The sequence below is a fragment of the Austwickia sp. genome (assembly GCA_016699675.1).
Classification (GTDB): Bacteria; Actinomycetota; Actinomycetes; order Actinomycetales; family Dermatophilaceae; genus Austwickia.
Map to the genome: position 1 here is coordinate 3250742 of CP064985.1, position 19073 is coordinate 3269814.

Consider the following 19073-nt stretch of genomic DNA (forward strand, 5'->3'; position numbering starts at 1 on the left):
GCTGACCGTTCGTGACCTGGCCTTTTGGTGCCATGGCACCAAACGTGCAGGGCACGAGCGGTCGTTTGGGCCGCTGATTCGGCTGAGGCTGGGAATCCGTCTGTGACCGGGTGGCCGGGGCCTGACGTGGCAGGATGTCGCCCAGCCCGAGCGGGGAGACCTGCTCACCGCATCGCCAGGAGGCCCCCGTGAGTCTGATCAGCCGTCGCTTCGCCACCGCAGCCCTCGCCGCCGCCCTCGTTCCGCTCGCCCTCGCGGGCTGCGCGAAGGACGAGACCAAGCCCGCCGCCGGGGGCACCTCCGGCAGCGCCTCGGGGTCCGGCTCCGGTAGCGCCCCCGCGGTCAAGCTCATCAAGGACGGCACGCTGCTGGTCTGCACGCACTCCGGGTTCAAGCCGTTCGAATACCCCGAGGGCGGCAAGATCGTCGGCTACGACATCGATATCGCGGACCTCATCGCGAAGAAGGTCAACGCCAAGACCGAGGTCGTCGACATCGACTTCGCCCAGATCACCTCGGGCGCCGCGTTCGCCGCGAAGAAGTGCGACATGGCGGCGGCGGGCATGACGATCAACGACAAGCGCAAGGCCGCGCTCGGCGTCTCCGACCCGTACTTCACCTCCAAGCAGGCCCTCCTCGTCAAGAAGGACAGCCCGATCAAGGACCTCGCCGGGATGAAGGGCAAGATGCTCGGCGTCCAGACGGACACGACCGGCAAGGAGTACGCCGAGAAGAACGTCTCCGTCAACGGCTACCAGATGAAGATCTTCGAAGACGCGGCCTCGCTGTCCAACGCGGTCAAGGCCGGCACGGTCGACGGCTCGCTCAACGACTCCGGCGTCATGCTCAACTTCGCCAAGGACAACGCCGACACCGCCGTGGTGGCCCAGATCGACACGCAGGAGCAGTACGGCCTCGCCACCGGCAAGGACAACACCGCGATGCTGCAGCTCATGAACCAGGTGCTCAAGGACTTCAAGGCGGACGGATCCCTGGGCAAGATCGACCAGAAGTGGCTCGGCGCGAAGACCTCCTGAGGTGAGCACCGCGAATTCCACCGCGCATCCCCACGCGAGCCCCACCGCGGGGACGGCCCCGGCGCGGGTGCGCCGGGGCTCGCCGCGGCAGCGCGCCCGCCGGACGCGGCTGATCCAGTACGCCGTGCTGGCCGCCGTCGCCGTCCTCGTGGTGGTGGGCGCCGACTGGCACCAGATCGGCCAGGCCTTCTTCCGCGCGGACATGATCGCGCTCACCGCGCAGAGCGGCCTGCTGCGGGCCATCGGCAACACGCTGCTCTACACGTTGGGTGCCTTCGCGTACGGCGTCCTCGCGGGCACCGTCCTTGCGCTGATGCGCCTCTCGCAGGTCGCGCCGTACCGCTGGCTGGCCACGGCGTACGTCGAGTTCTTCCGCGGTCTGCCCGCGATCATCGTGCTCATCGCCTTCAGCCTGATCAGCCTCATCCTGCCCGGGGTCGCGATCCCCGGCGGGGAGGTCGGCTCCGTGTGGCTGGGGCTGGGGATCGTGTCCTCGGCGTACCTGTCCGAGACCATCCGCGCCGGCATCCTCGCGGTGCCGAAGGGCCAGGTGGAGGCGGCGCGCTCGCTCGGTATGACGCCGGGCCAGGCGACCCGCAAGATCGTGCTGCCGCAGGCCTTCCGGATCATCCTGCCGCCGATGACCAACGAGCTGATCCTGCTCGTCAAGGACTCCTCGCTGGTCTACGTGCTGGGGCTGTCGACGGCCCAGTACGAGCTCACCAAGACCGGCCGCGACCTGGCGTCCAGCAACTCCAACATGACGCCGCTGATCGTCTGCGGCCTCTGCTACCTCATCATCACCCTGCCGCTGACGGTGCTGGTCAAGCGCCTCGAGGCCAAGAACGCGAAGGCCCGGTGACGCCGTGAGCACCAACCCCCCGGCCGCCCCGCCGGTCGAGATCCGGGGCCTGCACAAGGCGTTCGGCGACCTGGAGGTCCTCAAGGGCATCGACACGACCATCCACAAGGGCGAGGTGGTCTGCGTCATCGGCCCGTCCGGGTCCGGCAAGTCGACGCTGCTCCGCTGCGTCAACCTCCTCGAGCAGCCCACCAGCGGGCAGGTCTTCATCGACGGCGAAGAGGTCACCGATCCGGACTGCGACATCGACCACGTGCGGGCCCGGCTCGGGATGGTCTTCCAGCAGTTCAACCTGTTCCCGCACCTGACGGCGCTGGAGAACTGCATGCTCGCCCAGCGCACCGTGCTGCGCCGGTCGGCCCCGGAGGCTCGCGCCAAGGCCCAGGCCAACCTGGAGAAGGTCGGCCTGGGGGACCGCGGCGCCAGCCACCCGGCGCAGCTCTCCGGCGGCCAGCAGCAGCGCGTCGCGATCGCCCGGGCCCTGTCGATGGACCCCGAGCTGATGCTCTTCGACGAGCCGACCTCGGCGCTCGACCCCGAGCTCGTGGGCGACGTGCTCGCCGTCATGCGCCAGCTCGCCGACGAGGGCATGACCATGATGGTCGTCACCCACGAGATGGCCTTCGCCCGGGACGTCGCCGACCGGGTGATCTTCATGGACGGCGGGGTCATCGTCGAGGAGGGCCCGCCCAGCCAGGTCATCGGGGCGCCGCAGGAGGAGCGCACCCGCACCTTCCTGCAGCGCGTCCTCGACCCGACCAACACCCGGGCGGGCGCCGAGGACGAGGCGCACGCGGCGCGGCACGGCGGGGAGGGCACCGCCGGCGAGGCAGTGCCCGCGGTGGGGGACCAACCGGGGCACGGGCGCTACACCCCACAGGGTTAGTCACCGACCGGTCGGTGACCCTTCGGCGACGTCCTTGGTCGTTCGACCTGCTCGGCGCGGGTCGGGGGATGGGCGCGGCCGCGCCTGGCGCGTAGTCTGTCCGTCGGCGTTCGCGGCCGGTGACCCGACCACGACGTACCGTTTCACCCCGTGACCACCGCCGCGGCAGCGTCGCTGCGGCCCCCCGGAAGGCCCACCCATCATGCGTACCGCCCGCGCCCGTTCCCTCGCCGTCCTCACCGTGGCCGCCTTCGGCCTGGCGGCCTGCGGCTCGAACTCCCTGTCCACGTCCTCCTCCTCGACCTCGGGCGGGGCCGCTGCCGGGGGCAGCTCCTCGGCGCCGGCCACCCCGACCAAGGACGACAAGCTGGCCGCCAAGCTGCCGGAGAAGGTCAAGACCGCGGGCAAGCTGGTGGTGGGTGTGGACGCGACGTACGCCCCGAACGAGTTCCTCGCCGACGACGGCAAGACCGTGCAGGGCATGGACGTCGACGTGCTCAACGCGGTCGCGGCCAGGTTTGGGCGGAAGACCGAGTGGCAGCCTGCGCAGTTCGACACGATCCTGCTCGGGGTGCAGTCGGGCAAGTACGACGTGGCGATGTCCAGCTTCACCATCAACGCCGATCGCAAGAAGGCGGTCAACATGGTGAGCTACTACAACGCGGGCAGCCTCTGGGCCGTCGCCAAGGGCAACCCGAAGAAGATGGACCCCAAGGACGTCTGCGGCAAGAACATCGGAGTGCAGAAGGGCACCGTCCAGCAGGACGAGATGGACGCCGCCACCAAGACGTGCACCGCCGCCGGCAAGCCGGGCGTCAACCTCGTCATCGACGACCAGCAGAGCAAGATCACGGCGGCCCTGACCTCGGGCAAGGTCGACGCGATGATCGCGGACAGCCCGATCACGCTCTACGCGATCAAGCAGACGAACGGGCAGCTGGAGCAGCTCGGTGACCTGTACGACAGCGCGCCGTACGGCATCGTCGTGCCCCTCGACCAGAAGGACTTCGCCCAGGCCATCGCCGACGCCTTGGCCGACCTGAACAAGTCCGGCGCCTACAAGGCCGCGCTGACGAAGTGGGGCGGCGAGAAGGGCGCCATCGACTCCTTCGCCGTGAACCCGTGACGCATCCGCCGACGGCCGTCCCCGCGGCGGCCCGGGACGACCGGCCGGGCACCATCCACGCCCGGCCGGTCCGCCACCCGCTGCGCTGGGTCGGCGCGGCGATCATCCTCGTGCTCGCCGCGATGCTGGTCAGCTCGTTCGTGACCAACCCCCGCTGGGACTGGGCGCTCGCCGGGCAGATCATGGTGCAGTCGCCGGTGGTCGAGGGCCTCCTCAAGGGCACGGTCTTCGTCACGGTGGCCGCCATGGTCATCGGCGTGGCCCTGGGCACCACCATCGCGGTGGCCCGGCTGTCCACCAACCCGGTGCTGCGCTTCCTCTCCTTCATCTACACGTGGTTCTTCCGCGCGGTGCCGCGCTACGTGCTGCTCGCGATGATCGGCGTCGGGCTCGGGTACCTCTACAGCACCCTCGACATCGGCCTCCCGTTCGGGCAGCAGCTCGCGGGCTGGCTCGGCCTGTCGACCGACCTCACGTTCTTCTCCCTCGACGTCAAGGCCATCACCGGCGGCCTCGTCGGCGGCATCATGGGCCTCGCGCTGTCGGAGGCCGCCTACATGGCCGAGATCGCCCGGGCGGGCATCCTGTCTGTCGACAAGGGCCAGACGGAGGCGGCGCAGGCGCTGGGGCTCTCCCGCGCCCAGACCATGCGGCGCATCGTGCTGCCGCAGGCGATGCGCGTGATCGTGCCGCCGACCGGGAACGAGACCATCGCGATGGTCAAGGACACCTCGCTGCTCATCGCCGTGCCGGTCATCACCGAGCTCTACTACCAGACCTCGAACTTCGGGTTCCGCCTCTTCAAGCCGATGGCGGGGTTCGTGGCGGCGACGATCTGGTACCTCGTCGTCTGCTCGCTGCTGATGGTCGTGCAGAGCTACGTGGAGCGCTACTTCGGGCGCGGCTTCGGCGAGGCGCACGTCGGCAAGCAGACCAACCGCCGGTTCGCGCGCGGCGGCGGGATGGGGGGCGCGTGATGGCGACCGCCGGTACGTCGGGTGGGCCGCTGGTTCGGGCCCTGAACGTGCACAAGGCGTTTCACGGCACGGAGGTGCTCAAGGGCATCGACCTCGACGTGGCGCGCGGCGAGGTGGTCTGCCTGCTGGGCCCCTCCGGGTCGGGCAAGACGACGTTCCTGCGCTGCATCAACCTGCTGGAGCGCATCGACGGCGGCCGGATCTGGGTCGACGGGGAGCTGATGGGGTACGCCGAGAAGGGCGGCCACCTCTACGAGCTGCCCGACAAGACGATCGCCGCGCAGCGCCGCGAGATCGGCATGGTCTTCCAGCGGTTCAACCTGTTCCCGCACATGACGGCGCTGGCCAACATCATGGAGGCGCCCGTGCTGGTGCGCGGGATCGGCAAGGCCGCTGCCCAGGACCGCGCCCGCCAGCTGTTGGATCGGGTCGGGCTGGGCGACCGCGCCGATGCCTACCCGGGCCAGCTGTCCGGCGGCCAACAGCAGCGGGTCGCGATCGCGCGCGCCCTGGCGATGGACCCCAAGCTGATGCTCCTCGACGAGCCGACGTCGGCCCTCGACCCCGAGCTGGTCGGCGACGTGCTCGCGGTGATGCGGGAGCTGGCCCACGACGGGATGACGATGATCGTGGTTACCCACGAGATGGGGTTCGCCCGCGAGGTGGCCGATCGGGTGGTCTTCATGGACGGCGGCGTCGTGGTCGAGCAGGGCCCGCCGCGCGAGGTGATCGGCAACCCGCAGCACGAGCGGACGAGGGCCTTCCTGTCCCGGATGCGGGAGGAGCAGCCCCCGGCGGCCCCGGACGGCCTCACCATCTGAGTCGGGCTCGGTAACTTTGCCTCACGAGTGATAGTCTCACCGATGAAAGCATCGTGAGTGAGAGTATCTCTGGGGAAGTGCGCGGGAGTCAGCATGTTCGTCGGTCGAGAGGCACAACTGGCGCGGCTAGACGAGATGCTGCGGCGGGCGAGCTCCGGGCGCGACGATAGGCCGGGCAAGGCGTTGCTCATCCGTGGCCGGCGCCGGGTGGGCAAGTCTCGCCTGGTAGAGGAGTTCCTCGCGCGCGCCGACGTACCGCACGTCTTCTTTGCGGCCTCTGGCCGACCGGTCCGCGACGAACTGCGCCTCTTCGCCCAGGAGGTGGCCGAGTCCACGCTCCCCGGTGCCGGCCTCTTCAATGGGGTGCAGCTCTCCGATTGGGATAGTGCGTTGCGCCTGTTAGCCGCGGCGCTGCCGGATCGCGGCAGCGTCGTCGTGCTGGACGAGCTTCCCTATCTGGCGGCGCAGCACGAGGCGTTCGAGGGGTCTCTGCAGCGAGCCTTCGACCGTGAACTCGGGCGCCGCGGTGTCCTGCTCATCGGAATCGGCTCGGACCTGGGGATGATGGAGTCGCTGAACGAATACGGGCGACCGTTTCATCAGCGGGCCAGGGAGATGGTCGTTCCGCCGCTCACCCCCGCCGACGTGGCTGACCTCCTGAAGTTGGACGCAGCCGACGCCTTCGATGCCTACCTCGTGACGGGCGGGCTGCCACTGATCTGCACCGAATGGTCCCTGGGGGCCTCGCTCCGGGACTACCTACGAGACGCCTGCCAGGACCCGACCTCCGCACTCCTGGTCTCGGCCGAGCGCTCGCTGGCTGCGGAGTTTCCCGTCGACGTCCAGGCCAGGACCGTGCTCCAGGCGATCGGGCACGGCGAGCGGACGTTCACCATGATCGGCCGCGCGGCCGGGGATCTTCCCAGCGGCTCGGTGAGCCGCACCCTGACCACGCTGGTGGCCAAGCGCGTTGTCGCCGTGGACCAGCCCCTCTCGACCAGGCCGGCGAGCAAGGACAAGCGATACCGGGTGGCCGACCCTTACCTCCGGTTCTGGCTGACCTTCTTGGGTCCTTACCTCGGGGAGATCGAGCGGGGCCGGGGAGATCGAGTCCTCTCCCGAATCGAGGCGTCCTGGACCACGTGGCGGGGGCGGGCCATCGAGCCCGTGTTGCGTGAAGCGCTCGAACGGTGCGCGGTGAATTCGGTGCGCACGCAGAACGGCACGCCAGGGGTCGTGGGCGGGTATTGGACCCGGACGAACATTCCCGAGATCGATCTGGTCGTGGCCGACCGGCAGCCAGTCGCCGACCGCGTGCTCGCCGTGGGGTCTATCAAGTGGCTAGAGCGGGCACCCTTCGATCGCCACGATCTCGCCCGCTTGCACGCGCATCGTGTACAGCTGCCTGGCGCCGGACCCGATACCGGTCTCTTGGCTCTGTCCAGGTCTGGAGCCAGCGTGGACGGCGTGACGGTTCTTGGACCGGAGGAACTGCTCGGCGGCTATCGCTGAGGCTCAGCCGGCTGACCTTGCTGCGCTGGCCCGCGACGTACGTCACGCCACGCCCGGGACCAGAGGCCCGCGGCGGCGTCGTACCCCCCGCTTATAGTCGCTGTCGTGGTGGACGCGCCGATCGGCATCTTCGACTCCGGCTATGGGGGGCTCACCGTCGCCCGGGCCGTCCTCGACCAGCTGCCGCACGAGTCCGTCGCCTACTTCGGCGACACGGCCCGCGCGCCGTACGGTCCGCGGCCCATCGCGCAGACCCGCCAGTTCGCGCTGGAGTGCCTGGACCGCCTCGTCGACCACGGCGTCAAGGTGCTCGTCATCGCCTGCAACACCGCGAGTGCGGCGGTGCTGCACGACGCGCGGGAGCGCTACGACGTACCGGTCGTGGAGGTGATCCAACCGGCCGTACGGCGGGCGGCGGCGGCGACCCGCAACGACCGGGTCGGCGTGATCTCGACGATGGGCACCCACCAGTCCGGCGCCTACCGGGACGCGTTTGCGGCCGCGCCGCACATTCGCGTCGTGAGCCAGCCGTGTCCGCGGTTCGTGGAGTTCGTGGAGAACGGCGTCACCGGTGGCCCGGAGCTGCTCTCGGTAGCCCGGGGCTACCTCGATCCGGTGGTCGACGCCGGGATCGACACCCTCATCCTGGGCTGCACCCACTACCCGCTCCTGACCGGCGTCATCAGCTATGTGGTGGGCGACACGGTCACGTTGGTGTCCTCGGCCGAGGAGACGGCGAAAGATGTCTACCGTGTGCTCGCTGATCGGGGCGAGCTGCGCGAGGGAGAACTGCCGCCGCCGGAGCACGGGTTCACCACCACCGGCGACCCGGCGGCATTCGCCCGGCTCGCGCGGCGGTTCCTCGGGCCCGAGGTCGCGGACGTGTACGCGAGCACCGCGAAGGCATCGTGAGAGTGGCGGGAAGTAGGTCAGGCCGATGCGGATGATCGCCGTGGGCTGTTCCGGGTCGTTCCCTGGGCCGGCGTCGCCGGCGTCCTGCTATCTCGTGCAGGCCGAGCATGAGGGGCGCACCTGGTCCATCGCGCTCGACCTCGGCAACGGGTCGATCGGGCCGATGCACCGGTTCCTGGACCCGCGCGCTCTCGACGCGGTCGTGCTGACCCACCTGCACCCGGACCACTGCCTCGACGCGTGCGGGCTGTACGTGATGCGCAACCACCAGCCGGGAGGGCCGATGGCCGGCCGGCTGCCCGTGTGGGGGCCGGAGGGGACCGCGGACCGGTTGGGCCGGGCGTACGGCGTGACGCGCCCCGAGCGGCTGGACGATCAGTTCGCGTTCGGTGTCATCGCGGCGGGCCAGCCGTGGGAGGTGGGGCCGTTCCGGCTCACGCCGTACGAGGTCAACCACCCCGTGGAGAGCTACGGGATCCGGGTGGAGGCCGACGGCGCGGCGGTGGCGTACACCGGGGACACCGACGACTGCCCGAACCTGCGCCGGCTGTTCGCGGGGGCGACCATGGCCCTTGTCGACTGCGCGTTCGTCGATGGGCGGGACGAGCCGCGCGGCATCCACATGACGGGTTCGCGGGCGGCGACGGCCGCCGTCGAGGCCGGGGGGCTGCAGCGGCTGATGCTCACGCACATCCCGAGCTGGAACGACCCGCAGGTGTGCCGCGACCAGGCCGCGCAGGTCTGGGGCGAGCACGTGGAGGTCTGCCGGCCGCTGGAGACGTACGAGCTGTGAGGCAGGCGAGCCATGCCCCGAACCGGAGTCACCAGTCCTAGCGGACCGCCACTGTCCTGAGGTTGGCCGATCATGAAGGCATGACCGCCTCGTCGTCCACCCCGCTGGAGTCGCTGCCCAACATCGGCCCCGCTCTGGCCGAGGCGCTGCGCGACGTCGGGATCGGCGACGCCGAAACACTGCGGGCCGTCGGCGCCCTTGCTGCCTGGGACGATCTGTACGCGGCCGGCCGATTCCACTGCCTCACCAGCCTGATGTCGGTCGCCGCTGCGGTGGACGGGGTGCCGAAGCGGGTGCTGGACGAGCGCACGCGGACGGTGCTACGCAGGCATCACGAGCGACGAGCCCAGACGTAGCGCTCGCGCGTGTCCCTCCGGACGTACAGTGCCCGGACTCTGCCGGATTTCCCGATGATCGACGGCTCTCTGAGCTGGGCATATACATCACGTGAGTCCGTCGGGGGCCAGTACTGTACGTGCCGCGGGACATAGGCTGGCCGCTATGACGATCCCCGTCCCGATGGCCGACCTCGCCGCGCTGTTGACCCGCTACGGCTCGGCCTACCTGATCTCCGTGGGCGCCGACGGCCGGGCCAAGGTCATCACCGTGGATCCCGTCGTCGAGGGGCGGGTCCTGCTGGTCCCGACGCCGAGCCGCGGCTCCGCCGCGAACATCGCCGCCAACCCGCAGGTCACGCTCGCCTGGCCGCCGTCGGAGCGGCACGGCTTCACGCTGATCGTCGACGGTACGGCGGTGGCGGACGACGCGGGCATCACCGTCACGCCGGAACACGGGATCCTGCACCGGCCGGCCCCGCACGCGCAGGCCCCGGACGCGCCCGCGGCGCCGTACCCGTTCCAGGCCAACCCGAACCCCACCTGCGGGCACGACTGCGCGCCGATCGCGCCCGCGTAGCCCTTGCTGTCTTCGGCACGTCTCCCGCTCCGGCTCTTTGGTCGGTGGCCTGGTGAGGCCGCGCCGGGCCTCGCATAGGGTGGCGGCATGACGCGACACGACGGCCGCAGCCCCGACCAGCTCCGCGACATCAGGATCACGCGCAACTGGCTGGACCACGCGGAGGGCAGCGTGCTCGTTGAGTTCGGGCGCACGCGGGTTCTGTGCGCGGCGAGCTTCACCGAGGGCGTCCCGCGCTGGCTCAAGGGGCAGGGCAAGGGGTGGGTGACGGCGGAGTACGCCATGCTGCCGCGCGCCACCAACACCCGCTCGGACCGGGAGTCCGTGCGCGGCAAGATCGGGGGGCGGACGCACGAGATCTCCCGGCTGGTCGGCCGGTCGCTGCGGTCCGTGGTCGACATGAAGGCGCTGGGGGAGAACACGATCGTGCTCGACTGCGACGTGCTGCAGGCCGACGGGGGCACGCGCACGGCCGCGATCACCGGCGCGTACGTGGCCCTCGCCGACGCCGTCGCCACCGGCAAGTCCATGGCGGCGATCAAGGGCTCGGTGAGCGTGCTCACCGGCTCGGTCGCGGCCGTGAGCGTCGGTGTCGTCGGGGGAGCGCCCGTGCTGGATCTGGACTACGTCGAGGACGTCGACGCCGACACCGACATGAACGTCGTGATGACGGGGGATGGCCGGTACGTCGAGGTCCAGGGCACCGCCGAGGGCGAGCCATTCGACCGGGTCCTTTTGGACCGCTTGCTGGAGTTGGCGGCGATAGGGTGTGGCCGGTTGACGGAGCTGCAGCGCGCGGCGCTGGACGGTACGCCGCGCGAACGCTCGCGATAGCCGCGCGGGCTCCCCGGCAGCGCAAGGCATCCCCACCAGCACGAGGAGGCGACATGGCGGAAGACCGACGCATCGTCCTGGCGACGCGGAACCCGGGGAAGGTGCGCGAGCTACGCGAGATCCTCGCCGACGTCGTGCCCGAGCTGGGCCTGGAACTGGTGAGCATCCGCGATTTCCCCGAGGTGGGGGACGTCGTCGAGAACGGCGTGACGTTCGCGGCGAATGCCACCCTCAAGGCCGTGCACGCGGCCCGGTCGACCGGGCTGCCGGCCCTGGCCGACGACTCTGGGTTGGCGGTCGACGTGCTGGGTGGGTCGCCGGGCGTGTTCTCGGCGCGGTGGGCCGGGCGGCACGGCGATGACCTGGGCAACCTCGACCTGCTCCTGCGGCAGCTCGCCGACGTCCCGGACGAGCACCGGGGGGCGGCGTTCGTGTGCGCGGCCTGCCTGGCGCTGCCGGACGGCACGGCGGTGGTGCGCGAGGGACGGTTCCCGGGCATGCTGACGCGCTTCCCGCGCGGCGACAACGGCTTCGGGTACGACCCGATCTTGCAGGTCGAGGGCGACCAGCGGACCAGCGCCGAGCTGCCCCCGGAGGAGAAGAACGCGATCAGCCACCGGGGCAAGGCCTTCCGTGCCCTCGCCGACGACCTGCGGGCACACCTGTCCAGCTAGCCCCGGCGGCAGCAACACCGGTGGTGCGTGAGGTTGAGTGGGCCGCCCCCATTTTCGTGGGAGGAGCCTCCCGGGGCCTGGGATGTCTTCGGCCGGGCTGTGGTGCGGGAGAAGGGACTCGAACCCTCACACCTTGCGGCACAGGAACCTAAATCCTGCGTGTCTGCCAGTTTCACCACTCCCGCGCAGGGTGAAGTGTACGGCGGGAGCCGGCGTACGCCGTACCGGCTTGCCGCCAGCCCGCTCAGACGCCGAGCGTCTTGCGCAGGGCCGCGACGTGCCCGGTGGCCTTCACGTTGTACTTGGCCAGCTCCACCGTCCCGTCCGGCGCGACCACCACCGTGGAGCGGATCACGCCGACGACGGTCTTGCCGTAGAGCTTCTTCTCGCCGTACGCGCCGTAGGCGTCCAGGACGGTCTTGTCGACGTCCGCGAGGAGCGGGTAGGTCAGGGACTCCTTGGCGACGAACTTCGCCAGCTTCTCGGGCTTGTCAGGGGAGATGCCGACGACGGCGTACCCGGCGCTCTGCAGCGCCGCGGCCGAGTCGCGGAAGTCGCACGCCTGCGTCGTACAGCCCGGCGTCATCGCCGCCGGGTAGAAGAAGATGACCAGGTGCCGCCCGGCGTAGTCGGCCAGGCTCACCTCGGCGCCGGTGTCGCTGGGCAGGGTCCAGGCGGGGGCGACGTCGCCGGTGTCGAGGCGGGGCATGGCGGGCTCCTTCGGGCTGGCGGGTTGGGTTCCGCAGGGTGCGGCCGGCGCGGGCCGGTTCGCCTCGCTGGGCGACCCGAAAGCGGCCGCTCACGGGCAGCGCCGGACGCTCCACGGTAGGTTAGTCCAGGACGTGGCGGCCACGGGCCGCAGACGAAAGGACAGCACATGAGCCAGGACGCTCGCAGCCCGCGCCAGATCGAGGCCGACATCGAGGCCACCCGCACGCGGCTGGCGAACACCATCGACGAGCTCGCCTACCGCTCCAAGCCGGCCGTCATCGCGAACCGTCAGAAGGACGCCGCGGTCGTCAAGCTCCAGGACACGTTCATGACGCCGAACGGCGACGTGCGGATCGATCGCGTCGCCGCCGTGGTCGTCGTGGTGGCCGCCTTGGTGGGGCTGGGCATTTACCGTCGCGTCCGTGGCTGACGACGCCCCCGCTCCATCGGAGTCGGGACGTCGTGCCGCCAGCGAGGGCGGCCTCAAGATCCGGATGCTGCACGATCGGGTGCTGCTCTCCGATGAGGGGGAGAAGGGCGAGCGGCAGACCGGCGGCGGCCTGATCATCCCGGCGACCGCCCAGCTCGGCAAGCGCCTGGCCTGGGCTGCGGTGGTCGCGATCGGCGCGAACGTGCGGCAGGTGCGGCTCGGCGACCGGGTCCTCTACGACCCCGGCGAGCGCGCGGAGGTCGAGCTGGACGGCAGGGAGTACGTGCTGCTGCGCGAGCGCGACCTGCATGCCGTCTCCACCCCCGAGCACGACCCCGACGCGGGCCTCTACCTCTAGTCCCCGCTGATCTCCGCCGGAGCCGTGTCGAGTTTCCCACCGTGTTCGGTGGGTTTCTCGACACTGCGTGGTGCGCCGGTTCAGCGGACCTCGGCGCGCGCGGCGATGAAGGCCTCGACGCACGATCGGACGTCGTTCGCGGTGTGCGCCGCCGACAGTTGGACGCGGATGCGGGCCTTTCCCTGCGGCACAACGGGGTAGGAGAACGCGATCACGTACACCCCGCGCGCGAGCATCGCGTCCGCGATCTGCCCGGCCAGCCGCGCGCCGTCCGCGCCAGGGAACATCACGGGCACGATCGCGTGCTCGCCGGGCAGCAGGTCGAACCCGGCCTCGCTCATCAGCGACCGGAACAGCGCCTTGTTGGCGTCCAGCCGCTCCCGCAGGGCGTCGGAACCGCCGGCCAGCTCGAGGGCCTTCAGCGACCCCGCCGCCACGGCCGGGGCGACCGCGTTGCTGAACAGGTAGGGCCGAGCCCGCTGCCGCAGCAGGTCGATGACCTCCTGCGGCCCGCTCACGTAGCCGCCGCTCGCCCCGCCGAGCGCCTTGCCCAGCGTGCCGGTGATGACGTCGACCCGACCCTCGACGCCACAGTGCTCGGGCGTGCCTCGGCCGTGTGCCCCGATGAAGCCGACCGCGTGCGAGTCGTCGACGAGCACCAGCGCGCCGTACTCATCCGCCAGATCGCAGATCTCGCCCAGCGGGGCGTAGTACCCGTCCATCGAGAAGACGCCGTCGGTGACCACGCAGATCTGCCGCGCGCCCGCGTCGCGCGCCGCGTCGAGCTGGGCGCGCAGGTCGGCCATGTCGCGGTTGCGGTACCGATAGCGTCGCGCCTTCGCCAGCCGGATCCCGTCGATCAGCGAGGCGTGGTTGAGCTCGTCGGAGACGATCGCGTCGGACTCGTCGAAGAGCACCTCGAAGACCCCGCCGTTGGCGTCGAAGCAGCTCGAGAAGAGGATCGCGTCGGCCATGCCCAGGAACTCGCTGATCGCTCGCTCCAGGCGCTTGTGCAGCTCCTGCGTGCCGCAGATGAACCGCACGCTGGCCATCCCGAAGCCCCACTCGTCGTAGCTAGCCTTGGCCGCCGCGATGACGTCCGGGTGATCGGCGAGCCCGAGGTAGTTGTTGGCGCAGAAGTTCAGCGACGGGGCCCGCCCGCCGGGCGCCCCCGAGCCGTCGGTGGTCACCGTCTCGATGTGCGCCGACTGCGGCGAGGCGAGTCGCCGCTCGTGCTTGTAGAGGCCGGCAGCGTCAATCTCCGCCAGCGTGGCGGCCAGGCGCCCACGCATCTCGCCGTACATCATGCTGTCCTTTCGACGTGCGGGCTATCAGGACCAGTCCATGACGACCTTGCCGCAGCGCCCGCTGCGGGCGGCCGCGAACGCGTCCGGCCAGTCGTCGGCCTTGACGCGGTGGGTGATGCAGGACCGTACGGCGTCGCGCAGCTGCGCCGAGGTCTGGAGCATGGAGCTCATGGCGTACCAGGACTCGTACATCTCGCGCCCGTAGATCCCCTTGATCGTGAGCATGTGGGTGATGACCTTGCCCCAGTGCAGGGGATAGGGGTCCTTGGGCAGGCCGAGCATGGCGATCCGGCCGCCGTGGTTCATGTTGTCGATCGCCTCGGTGACCGCGGCCGGCGCGCCCGACATCTCCAGGGCGATGTCGAAGCCCTCACGCATGCCGAGTTCGCGCTGGGCCTCGCGCAGGGTCGTGTGGGCGGTGTTGACGGCCAGGTCGGCGCCGGCGCGTTTGGCCAGGGCGAGGCGATAGTCGGAGACGTCGGTGACCACGACGTACCGAGCCCCCGCGCGCCGCGCGATCGCCGCCGCCATGACGCCGATCGGTCCGGCGCCGGTGACGAGGACGTCCTCGCCGACCATCGGCCACTGCAGCGCGGTGTGCGTAGCGTTGCCGAGCGGGTCGAAGACGGCGCCCAGCTCGGGGTCGATCTCGTCGGGCTGGACCCAGACGTTGCTCGCCGGCATGACGATGTAGTCCGCGAACGCCCCGTCCCGGTTGACCCCGATGCCGTGGGTGTGGATGCAGAGGTGGCGGCGGCCGGCGCGGCAGTTGCGGCACTCGCCGCACACGATGTGCCCCTCGCAGGAGCAGCGCTGGCCCGGGGCCAGGTGCGTGACGTCGGCGCCGACCTCGACGATCTCCCCGTAGAACTCGTGCCCGACCACCAGCGGGGGTCGCAGGGTCGCGGCGGCCCAGTCGTCCCAGGATTCGATGTGCAGGTCCGTGCCGCACAGGCCCGCGCGGAGCACACGGATCTTGGCCTCGGCCGGGCCGGGGGTGGGCTCCGGTACGTCGGTCAGCTCCAGGCCGGGTCCCGCCTGGGCCTTGACGAGTGCGCGCATGTGTCGCCGCCCTCTCTCATCGCCGCTGGTGAGTTCACGCTAACCGGGCGGCGGCTCGCGCCGCAGGCGGTCGATCGGATCCGTGGGCCGGGGTGGGAAACGGGGCGGGAATGCGACCGGCCGACTCCGCGTTGGCCCGGGTAGTTGACCAATCAACAAAGGAGTCGCCGTGAAGATCGCCGTCATCGTCGGAAGCACGCGTCCCGGTCGCGTCGGGGACCAGGTGGGCCGCTGGGTCCTGGAGCAGGCGCAGGCGCGGGCCGGGGTGGAGTACGAGCTGATCGACCTCGCCGAGGTCGGGCTCCCGCTGCTCGACGAGCCGATCCCGCCGGCCGCGGGTCGCTACGCCAACGAGCACACCAAGGCGTGGGCGGCGAGGATCGCGGCGTACGACGGCTTCATCTTCGTCACCGCTGAGTACAACCACGGCGTGCCGGGGGCGTTCAAGAACGCGTTCGACTACCTGTACGCCGAGTGGAACGACAAGGCCGTCGGGTTCGTGAGCTACGGCGCGGACGGCGGGGTGCGCGCCGTCGAGCAGTGGCGCGGCATCGTGGCCAACGCCAAGCTGGCCGACGTCCGGGCGGTGGTCTCGCTGTCGATCTTCCGCGAGTTCACGGACGGGGCGTTCACACCGGGGGAGCGCCGCGGCGGGAGCTGGCCGAGGTCTTCGCTCAGGTGGAGGCCTGGGCCGGGGCGCTCGCGCCGCTGCGCGGCTGAGGGTACGCCGTCCGGGCTTGAGCCCCCCAACGGCCGCTCGGGGGCACGGGCGGCCCTCCGCCGGACGCTCGTCCTGGCTCTGAGCTGCCGATTTCTTGGGCAGGTTGGCCGTACGGTAAAGTTTAGGCCGTTGCGCGCCATTAGCTCAATTGGCAGAGCAAGTGACTCTTAATCACTGGGTTCGGGGTTCGAGTCCCTGATGGCGCACCATCACACGCAAGAGGCGGGGTCCGAGGACCCCGCCTCTTGCGCTGTCAGATCGCACCGGCGGTGGCGCGGCTTAGCTGAGGAGTGCCGCCCAGGTGCGGCCGGCGGCCACGCCGGTCGTGGGCAGGCCCTGCTTCTTCTGCCAGGCCTTGACGGCCACCTCGGTCTGGGGACCGAACGACCCGTTGACGGGCAGCTTGTAGCCCTTGGCGTTCAGGGCGACCTGGAGCGCCTTGACGGGCTCACCCGTGCCGCCGCGGTCGAGGCGTGGGATCAGGGACGTCCAGGTGAGGATGGCGACGTTGCCGGTCGCGGGGATGCCGTGTTCGCGCTGGAATTGCCGAACCACTGCTTCGGTGCTGCCGGCAAAGACGCCGGTGACCGGGATGTTGTACCCGCGCATGCGCAGGAAGTACTGCAACGTGCGGACCGCGACCGGCTTGTTCACTCCGCGCGAGAGCATCGGCAGCTTCTGGTATTCGGCGGGATAGACGTCATACGACCGCAGATTGTTGTCCTTCATCAGCGTGATGAGAGAGTTCGCGTAGTTCCGGTCCGTGGCATAGCCGGCGCGCTTCAATTCCACCGCGAACTCGAACGGGCTGCCGATGTAGAGGAAGCATGGGCGATATAAGGTGTTGCCCGCGCGGCCGTTCGGCACCAGGAAGTCTGCATGGTCGCGGAACGAATCCAGCAGCGTGGCGTACACGCGGAACAGCGCGCGCACGACCCGTTTGCCCTTGGGGCCATCCTCCCAGGTCCACCGGTAGCGGCAGCCGATGGCGATAGGCCCGGGTTTGCCGTTGAAACACTTGACCCCGAAGAAGTTGTTGAAGCCCCCACCGACTTCCGAGGCGCCCCAGCCCGTCTCGAGGATGGCCTGAGCGATCGTGACGGATGCCGGAATCGCGTATTCGCGCTGCGTCTCCTGGGCCAGCGGGACCACCTTCTTGAGAAAGGACACCCGGGTCGAGACAGCGGCCGTCGCGACGGTCTGGGAGTAGTCGGGAACCGCCTCCGGGGCGACCGGTGAATCCGACGCGACCGTGGCGTCGGGTGCTGGAGCATCAGGCTCGGTAGTCAGCGCGTTGGCGGTGGGCTGGATCGCCAGCGCCGCAAGACCTGCCAACGTGAGGCTGCTGAGAGACCTGCGGAGGGTGGTCCGGGCACGAGGACGAGAGGACTGGGACATGACGTACTCCTTCTGGTTGGTGAACGGCGCCAGGGATGACAGGGGAAATGCTCGGTACAGCGAAAAAACGGAGGCCCGAGTGACGTCGGGCAGGACATGGTCATTCGCCCATGGCGACCTCCCGCGCGCTGGATAAGGACGTTTGGGGACGGGTGAGGACGTGGCCGAAGGGCGCAACAAAGAATCCGGCGCTGGCCTATCTGCCGTTGGTTCCGCTAGCCCAGATAGCGTTTCCGCCTGGTCCGTAGAGGACGAGATTTCCGTCGCGCTGGAAGAGGAGGGTGTCGGCCCCGCTGCCTTGGGTATGCGGCGTCCAGACCACCCCCGCGGGGCCGGCAAGGACGACGTTTCCGTCGCGCTGAAGGGTCAGCCGGTCACCGCCGGGCCCGGTGGCCCACACTGGCCGACCAGTGCGGTGGGTGTAGATCACGAGGTTGCCGTCGTTTTGGAGTGCCGCTCGATAGGCGAAGCCGATGGGCCACAACGTCGTTCCGCGGTGGATCGAGTCTCCCGGCTTGAGAATGTCGCTAAGGCGGCGCTCGCTCACCATCGCGTCGATCGCCCCGCCCCAATAGACGGTCCCTGGATAGTCGAGGTATACCGGGCCCGCCGCCCAGCCCACTTTCGCGTCGCCGACGACGGTGCCGTTCCAGTGCCGAATGTGCACCGTGACGCGGTGTCCCGCTCCCGCGAGGCGGGTGGGCAGCGTGACCGCGCACAGCGTGTTCTGTCGGTGCAACAGAGCCACGACCCCGCCAATGACCGGCTGGGTCTCCAGGACGGTGAACCCCGTCCCGCACCGGTCCTCCGGAGACTCGCCCTCGGCACCGGGCCGATCCAAAGCCGCCCTGGTCGCGATCGAGACGAGCTCCGCCACGGCGTCCGGGATGGCGGAGCTTCGAAAACCTCCGCGGTCGTCGACATAGCCGGTGTGGACGGCAGCCCCTCGCTCGAAGGCTCCCCGGCCGCCAGCCAGGCGCCGGAAGTTGAAGTCCCCGACGACGTCCTCGGAATCGGTCACCATCACCGTCTCGGCAGGGAACCTGACGTCGCGGGTCGGTCGGACGGCGGGATTCGGAGCGAAGTCCCGGAGGTAGGTGCGGACGCCAGACGCCGCGGCGCTGGCCGTCCCGAAAAGCCTGGCCGCGGATCGGGGGACCCGGTCGCCGTCCGCGACCAGGATCGTCCCGACCTGCGCGGTGGTCGCCACCTCGTCGAGCTCGTACTGGGCCTGGTGGACCACCATGGCGCCCTGGGAGTAGCCGGCCAGGATGAAGCGGGTCCCCGGGCAGGCCCCGAGCCGTTGTTTTATCGCGGCCTTGAGCCGGACGACGCCGTCGTCGATGCTCGCGGCGAAGGCGCCTTCGTGCTCCGTTGCGTAGTGGTGCACGTTGATCCCGTCGGGCTTCAAGAGCTCCACCGAGGCCGCTCGATAATCCAGCGGGATGGTCTGGACTGTGAATGACGGCGCGAGGCGCTGCGCGATCAGCGACCGGATCGCGTTCATGGTCTTGCCGTATCCGCCATACTCGGCGGCAGTTTCCCCGGAGCCCCGGACGGACCAGATGGTGATGTCCGAGCAGCCCGAATAGGCGGTGGCCGACATCACGCTACGGCCGGCCCACCCGATGCCGAATGCCACGACGGCGGCGAGAATCAATCGCGAGACTTTACCCCAACCCTGATGCATCGCCCCTCCTTGAGATTCGGCCGTCAGGTGGCTTCGGTGCGTGGCGA

At 70.0% G+C, this 19073-nt stretch carries 20 protein-coding genes, 2 tRNA genes and 1 pseudogene; 17 read left to right on the forward strand and 6 right to left on the reverse strand.

What is annotated here, in order from left to right; all coding sequences use genetic code 11:
* Nucleotides 1–134 precede the first annotated feature (134 nt).
* The 13 genes from IPK37_14840 to rdgB all read left to right on the forward strand — a co-directional run bounded on the left by IPK37_14840 (nucleotide 135) and on the right by rdgB (nucleotide 11349).
* Nucleotides 135–1037 (forward strand): transporter substrate-binding domain-containing protein, encoded by a 903-nt coding sequence (locus IPK37_14840; GenBank protein QQS00176.1) that lies wholly within the window; start codon nucleotides 135–137, stop codon nucleotides 1035–1037.
* Between the two features lie 112 nt (nucleotides 1038–1149).
* Nucleotides 1150–1899, forward strand: a complete 750-nt coding sequence (locus tag IPK37_14845) for an amino acid ABC transporter permease (GenBank protein QQS02911.1) — start codon at nucleotides 1150–1152, stop codon at nucleotides 1897–1899.
* 4 nt (nucleotides 1900–1903) lie between these two features.
* Nucleotides 1904–2785: an amino acid ABC transporter ATP-binding protein gene (locus IPK37_14850; GenBank protein ID QQS00177.1), complete on the forward strand. Its 882-nt coding sequence runs from the start codon at nucleotides 1904–1906 to the stop codon at nucleotides 2783–2785.
* A gap of 202 nt (nucleotides 2786–2987) precedes the next feature.
* Nucleotides 2988–3911, forward strand: a complete 924-nt coding sequence (locus IPK37_14855; GenBank protein QQS00178.1) for an ABC transporter substrate-binding protein — start codon at nucleotides 2988–2990, stop codon at nucleotides 3909–3911.
* A 122-nt stretch (nucleotides 3912–4033) separates the two neighbouring features.
* Nucleotides 4034–4888 (forward strand): amino acid ABC transporter permease, encoded by an 855-nt coding sequence (locus IPK37_14860; protein QQS02912.1) that lies wholly within the window; start codon nucleotides 4034–4036, stop codon nucleotides 4886–4888.
* A gap of 29 nt (nucleotides 4889–4917) precedes the next feature.
* Nucleotides 4918–5709: an amino acid ABC transporter ATP-binding protein gene (locus IPK37_14865; protein ID QQS02913.1), complete on the forward strand. Its 792-nt coding sequence runs from the start codon at nucleotides 4918–4920 to the stop codon at nucleotides 5707–5709.
* Nucleotides 5710–5802: 93 nt separating this feature from the next.
* Nucleotides 5803–7221 carry an ATP-binding protein gene (locus tag IPK37_14870; GenBank protein QQS00179.1) on the forward strand — a complete coding sequence of 473 codons (1419 nt, stop codon included), beginning with the start codon at nucleotides 5803–5805 and terminating at the stop codon, nucleotides 7219–7221.
* Between the two features lie 105 nt (nucleotides 7222–7326).
* Nucleotides 7327–8133 carry a glutamate racemase gene (locus tag IPK37_14875; protein ID QQS00180.1) on the forward strand — a complete coding sequence of 269 codons (807 nt, stop codon included), beginning with the start codon at nucleotides 7327–7329 and terminating at the stop codon, nucleotides 8131–8133.
* A gap of 25 nt (nucleotides 8134–8158) precedes the next feature.
* A complete protein-coding gene (locus tag IPK37_14880; protein ID QQS00181.1) occupies nucleotides 8159–8926 on the forward strand; it encodes an MBL fold metallo-hydrolase in 768 nt (255 codons plus the stop codon).
* An 80-nt stretch (nucleotides 8927–9006) separates the two neighbouring features.
* Nucleotides 9007–9282, forward strand: coding sequence for a TfoX/Sxy family DNA transformation protein (locus IPK37_14885; protein QQS00182.1), 276 nt, complete (start codon nucleotides 9007–9009; stop codon nucleotides 9280–9282).
* 145 nt (nucleotides 9283–9427) lie between these two features.
* Nucleotides 9428–9841, forward strand: coding sequence for a pyridoxamine 5'-phosphate oxidase (locus IPK37_14890; protein ID QQS00183.1), 414 nt, complete (start codon nucleotides 9428–9430; stop codon nucleotides 9839–9841).
* A gap of 87 nt (nucleotides 9842–9928) precedes the next feature.
* Nucleotides 9929–10675, forward strand: a complete 747-nt coding sequence (gene rph, locus IPK37_14895) for a ribonuclease PH (protein ID QQS00184.1) — start codon at nucleotides 9929–9931, stop codon at nucleotides 10673–10675.
* A 53-nt stretch (nucleotides 10676–10728) separates the two neighbouring features.
* Complete coding sequence (gene rdgB / locus IPK37_14900) at nucleotides 10729–11349, forward strand: RdgB/HAM1 family non-canonical purine NTP pyrophosphatase (GenBank protein QQS00185.1); 621 nt, start codon at nucleotides 10729–10731, stop codon at nucleotides 11347–11349.
* A gap of 100 nt (nucleotides 11350–11449) precedes the next feature.
* On the opposite strand, the gene IPK37_14905 is transcribed toward rdgB, so the two are convergent.
* Nucleotides 11450–11534: transfer RNA gene (locus tag IPK37_14905), tRNA-Leu, on the reverse strand.
* Between the two features lie 59 nt (nucleotides 11535–11593).
* Nucleotides 11594–12058 (reverse strand): thioredoxin-dependent thiol peroxidase, encoded by a 465-nt coding sequence (gene bcp, locus IPK37_14910; protein QQS00186.1) that lies wholly within the window; start codon nucleotides 12056–12058, stop codon nucleotides 11594–11596.
* A gap of 168 nt (nucleotides 12059–12226) precedes the next feature.
* Here bcp and IPK37_14915 point away from each other — a divergent pair, with 168 nt between their 5' ends.
* Together IPK37_14915 and IPK37_14920 are read left to right on the forward strand one after the other, a co-directional pair.
* On the forward strand, nucleotides 12227–12490 hold the full coding sequence (locus tag IPK37_14915) for a DUF3618 domain-containing protein (GenBank protein QQS00187.1): 264 nt from the start codon (nucleotides 12227–12229) through the stop codon (nucleotides 12488–12490).
* Between the two features lie 64 nt (nucleotides 12491–12554).
* The gene (locus IPK37_14920) at nucleotides 12555–12848 is read left to right on the forward strand and encodes a co-chaperone GroES (protein ID QQS02914.1); all 294 of its coding nucleotides are present in this window, start codon (nucleotides 12555–12557) and stop codon (nucleotides 12846–12848) included.
* An 80-nt stretch (nucleotides 12849–12928) separates the two neighbouring features.
* Here IPK37_14920 and IPK37_14925 read toward each other — a convergent pair whose 3' ends face one another.
* Nucleotides 12929–14152, reverse strand: a complete 1224-nt coding sequence (locus IPK37_14925) for a glycine C-acetyltransferase (GenBank protein ID QQS00188.1) — start codon at nucleotides 14150–14152, stop codon at nucleotides 12929–12931.
* 27 nt (nucleotides 14153–14179) lie between these two features.
* Nucleotides 14180–15217, reverse strand: coding sequence for an L-threonine 3-dehydrogenase (tdh, locus tag IPK37_14930; GenBank protein ID QQS00189.1), 1038 nt, complete (start codon nucleotides 15215–15217; stop codon nucleotides 14180–14182).
* 169 nt (nucleotides 15218–15386) lie between these two features.
* Between tdh and IPK37_14935 the strand changes: the two are divergent.
* Both IPK37_14935 and IPK37_14940 read left to right on the forward strand, forming a co-directional pair.
* Nucleotides 15387–15937: pseudogene (locus IPK37_14935) on the forward strand (NAD(P)H-dependent oxidoreductase).
* A gap of 134 nt (nucleotides 15938–16071) precedes the next feature.
* Nucleotides 16072–16147 (forward strand) — tRNA-Lys (locus IPK37_14940).
* Between the two features lie 70 nt (nucleotides 16148–16217).
* Here the strand turns inward: IPK37_14940 and IPK37_14945 are convergent.
* Both IPK37_14945 and IPK37_14950 read right to left on the reverse strand, forming a co-directional pair.
* Complete coding sequence (locus tag IPK37_14945) at nucleotides 16218–17336, reverse strand: peptidoglycan-binding protein (GenBank protein QQS00190.1); 1119 nt, start codon at nucleotides 17334–17336, stop codon at nucleotides 16218–16220.
* Nucleotides 17337–17532: 196 nt separating this feature from the next.
* The gene (locus IPK37_14950) at nucleotides 17533–18996 is read right to left on the reverse strand and encodes a cutinase family protein (GenBank protein ID QQS00191.1); all 1464 of its coding nucleotides are present in this window, start codon (nucleotides 18994–18996) and stop codon (nucleotides 17533–17535) included.
* Nucleotides 18997–19073 lie beyond the last annotated feature (77 nt).

Coding starts and splice junctions, on each gene's coding strand:
- IPK37_14855 (QQS00178.1), top strand. CDS start 2,988: ATGCGTACCGCCCGCGCCCGTTCCCTCGCCGTCCTCACCGTGGCCGCC.
- IPK37_14890 (QQS00183.1), top strand. CDS start 9,428: ATGACGATCCCCGTCCCGATGGCCGACCTCGCCGCGCTGTTGACCCGC.
- rph (QQS00184.1), top strand. CDS start 9,929: ATGACGCGACACGACGGCCGCAGCCCCGACCAGCTCCGCGACATCAGG.
- IPK37_14925 (QQS00188.1), bottom strand. CDS start 14,152: ATGTACGGCGAGATGCGTGGGCGCCTGGCCGCCACGCTGGCGGAGATT.
- IPK37_14945 (QQS00190.1), bottom strand. CDS start 17,336: ATGTCCCAGTCCTCTCGTCCTCGTGCCCGGACCACCCTCCGCAGGTCT.
- rdgB (QQS00185.1), top strand. CDS start 10,729: ATGGCGGAAGACCGACGCATCGTCCTGGCGACGCGGAACCCGGGGAAG.
- IPK37_14920 (QQS02914.1), top strand. CDS start 12,555: ATGCTGCACGATCGGGTGCTGCTCTCCGATGAGGGGGAGAAGGGCGAG.
- IPK37_14915 (QQS00187.1), top strand. CDS start 12,227: ATGAGCCAGGACGCTCGCAGCCCGCGCCAGATCGAGGCCGACATCGAG.
- tdh (QQS00189.1), bottom strand. CDS start 15,217: ATGCGCGCACTCGTCAAGGCCCAGGCGGGACCCGGCCTGGAGCTGACC.
- IPK37_14880 (QQS00181.1), top strand. CDS start 8,159: ATGCGGATGATCGCCGTGGGCTGTTCCGGGTCGTTCCCTGGGCCGGCG.
- IPK37_14840 (QQS00176.1), top strand. CDS start 135: ATGTCGCCCAGCCCGAGCGGGGAGACCTGCTCACCGCATCGCCAGGAG.
- bcp (QQS00186.1), bottom strand. CDS start 12,058: ATGCCCCGCCTCGACACCGGCGACGTCGCCCCCGCCTGGACCCTGCCC.
- IPK37_14860 (QQS02912.1), top strand. CDS start 4,034: ATGCTGGTCAGCTCGTTCGTGACCAACCCCCGCTGGGACTGGGCGCTC.
- IPK37_14885 (QQS00182.1), top strand. CDS start 9,007: ATGACCGCCTCGTCGTCCACCCCGCTGGAGTCGCTGCCCAACATCGGC.
- IPK37_14870 (QQS00179.1), top strand. CDS start 5,803: ATGTTCGTCGGTCGAGAGGCACAACTGGCGCGGCTAGACGAGATGCTG.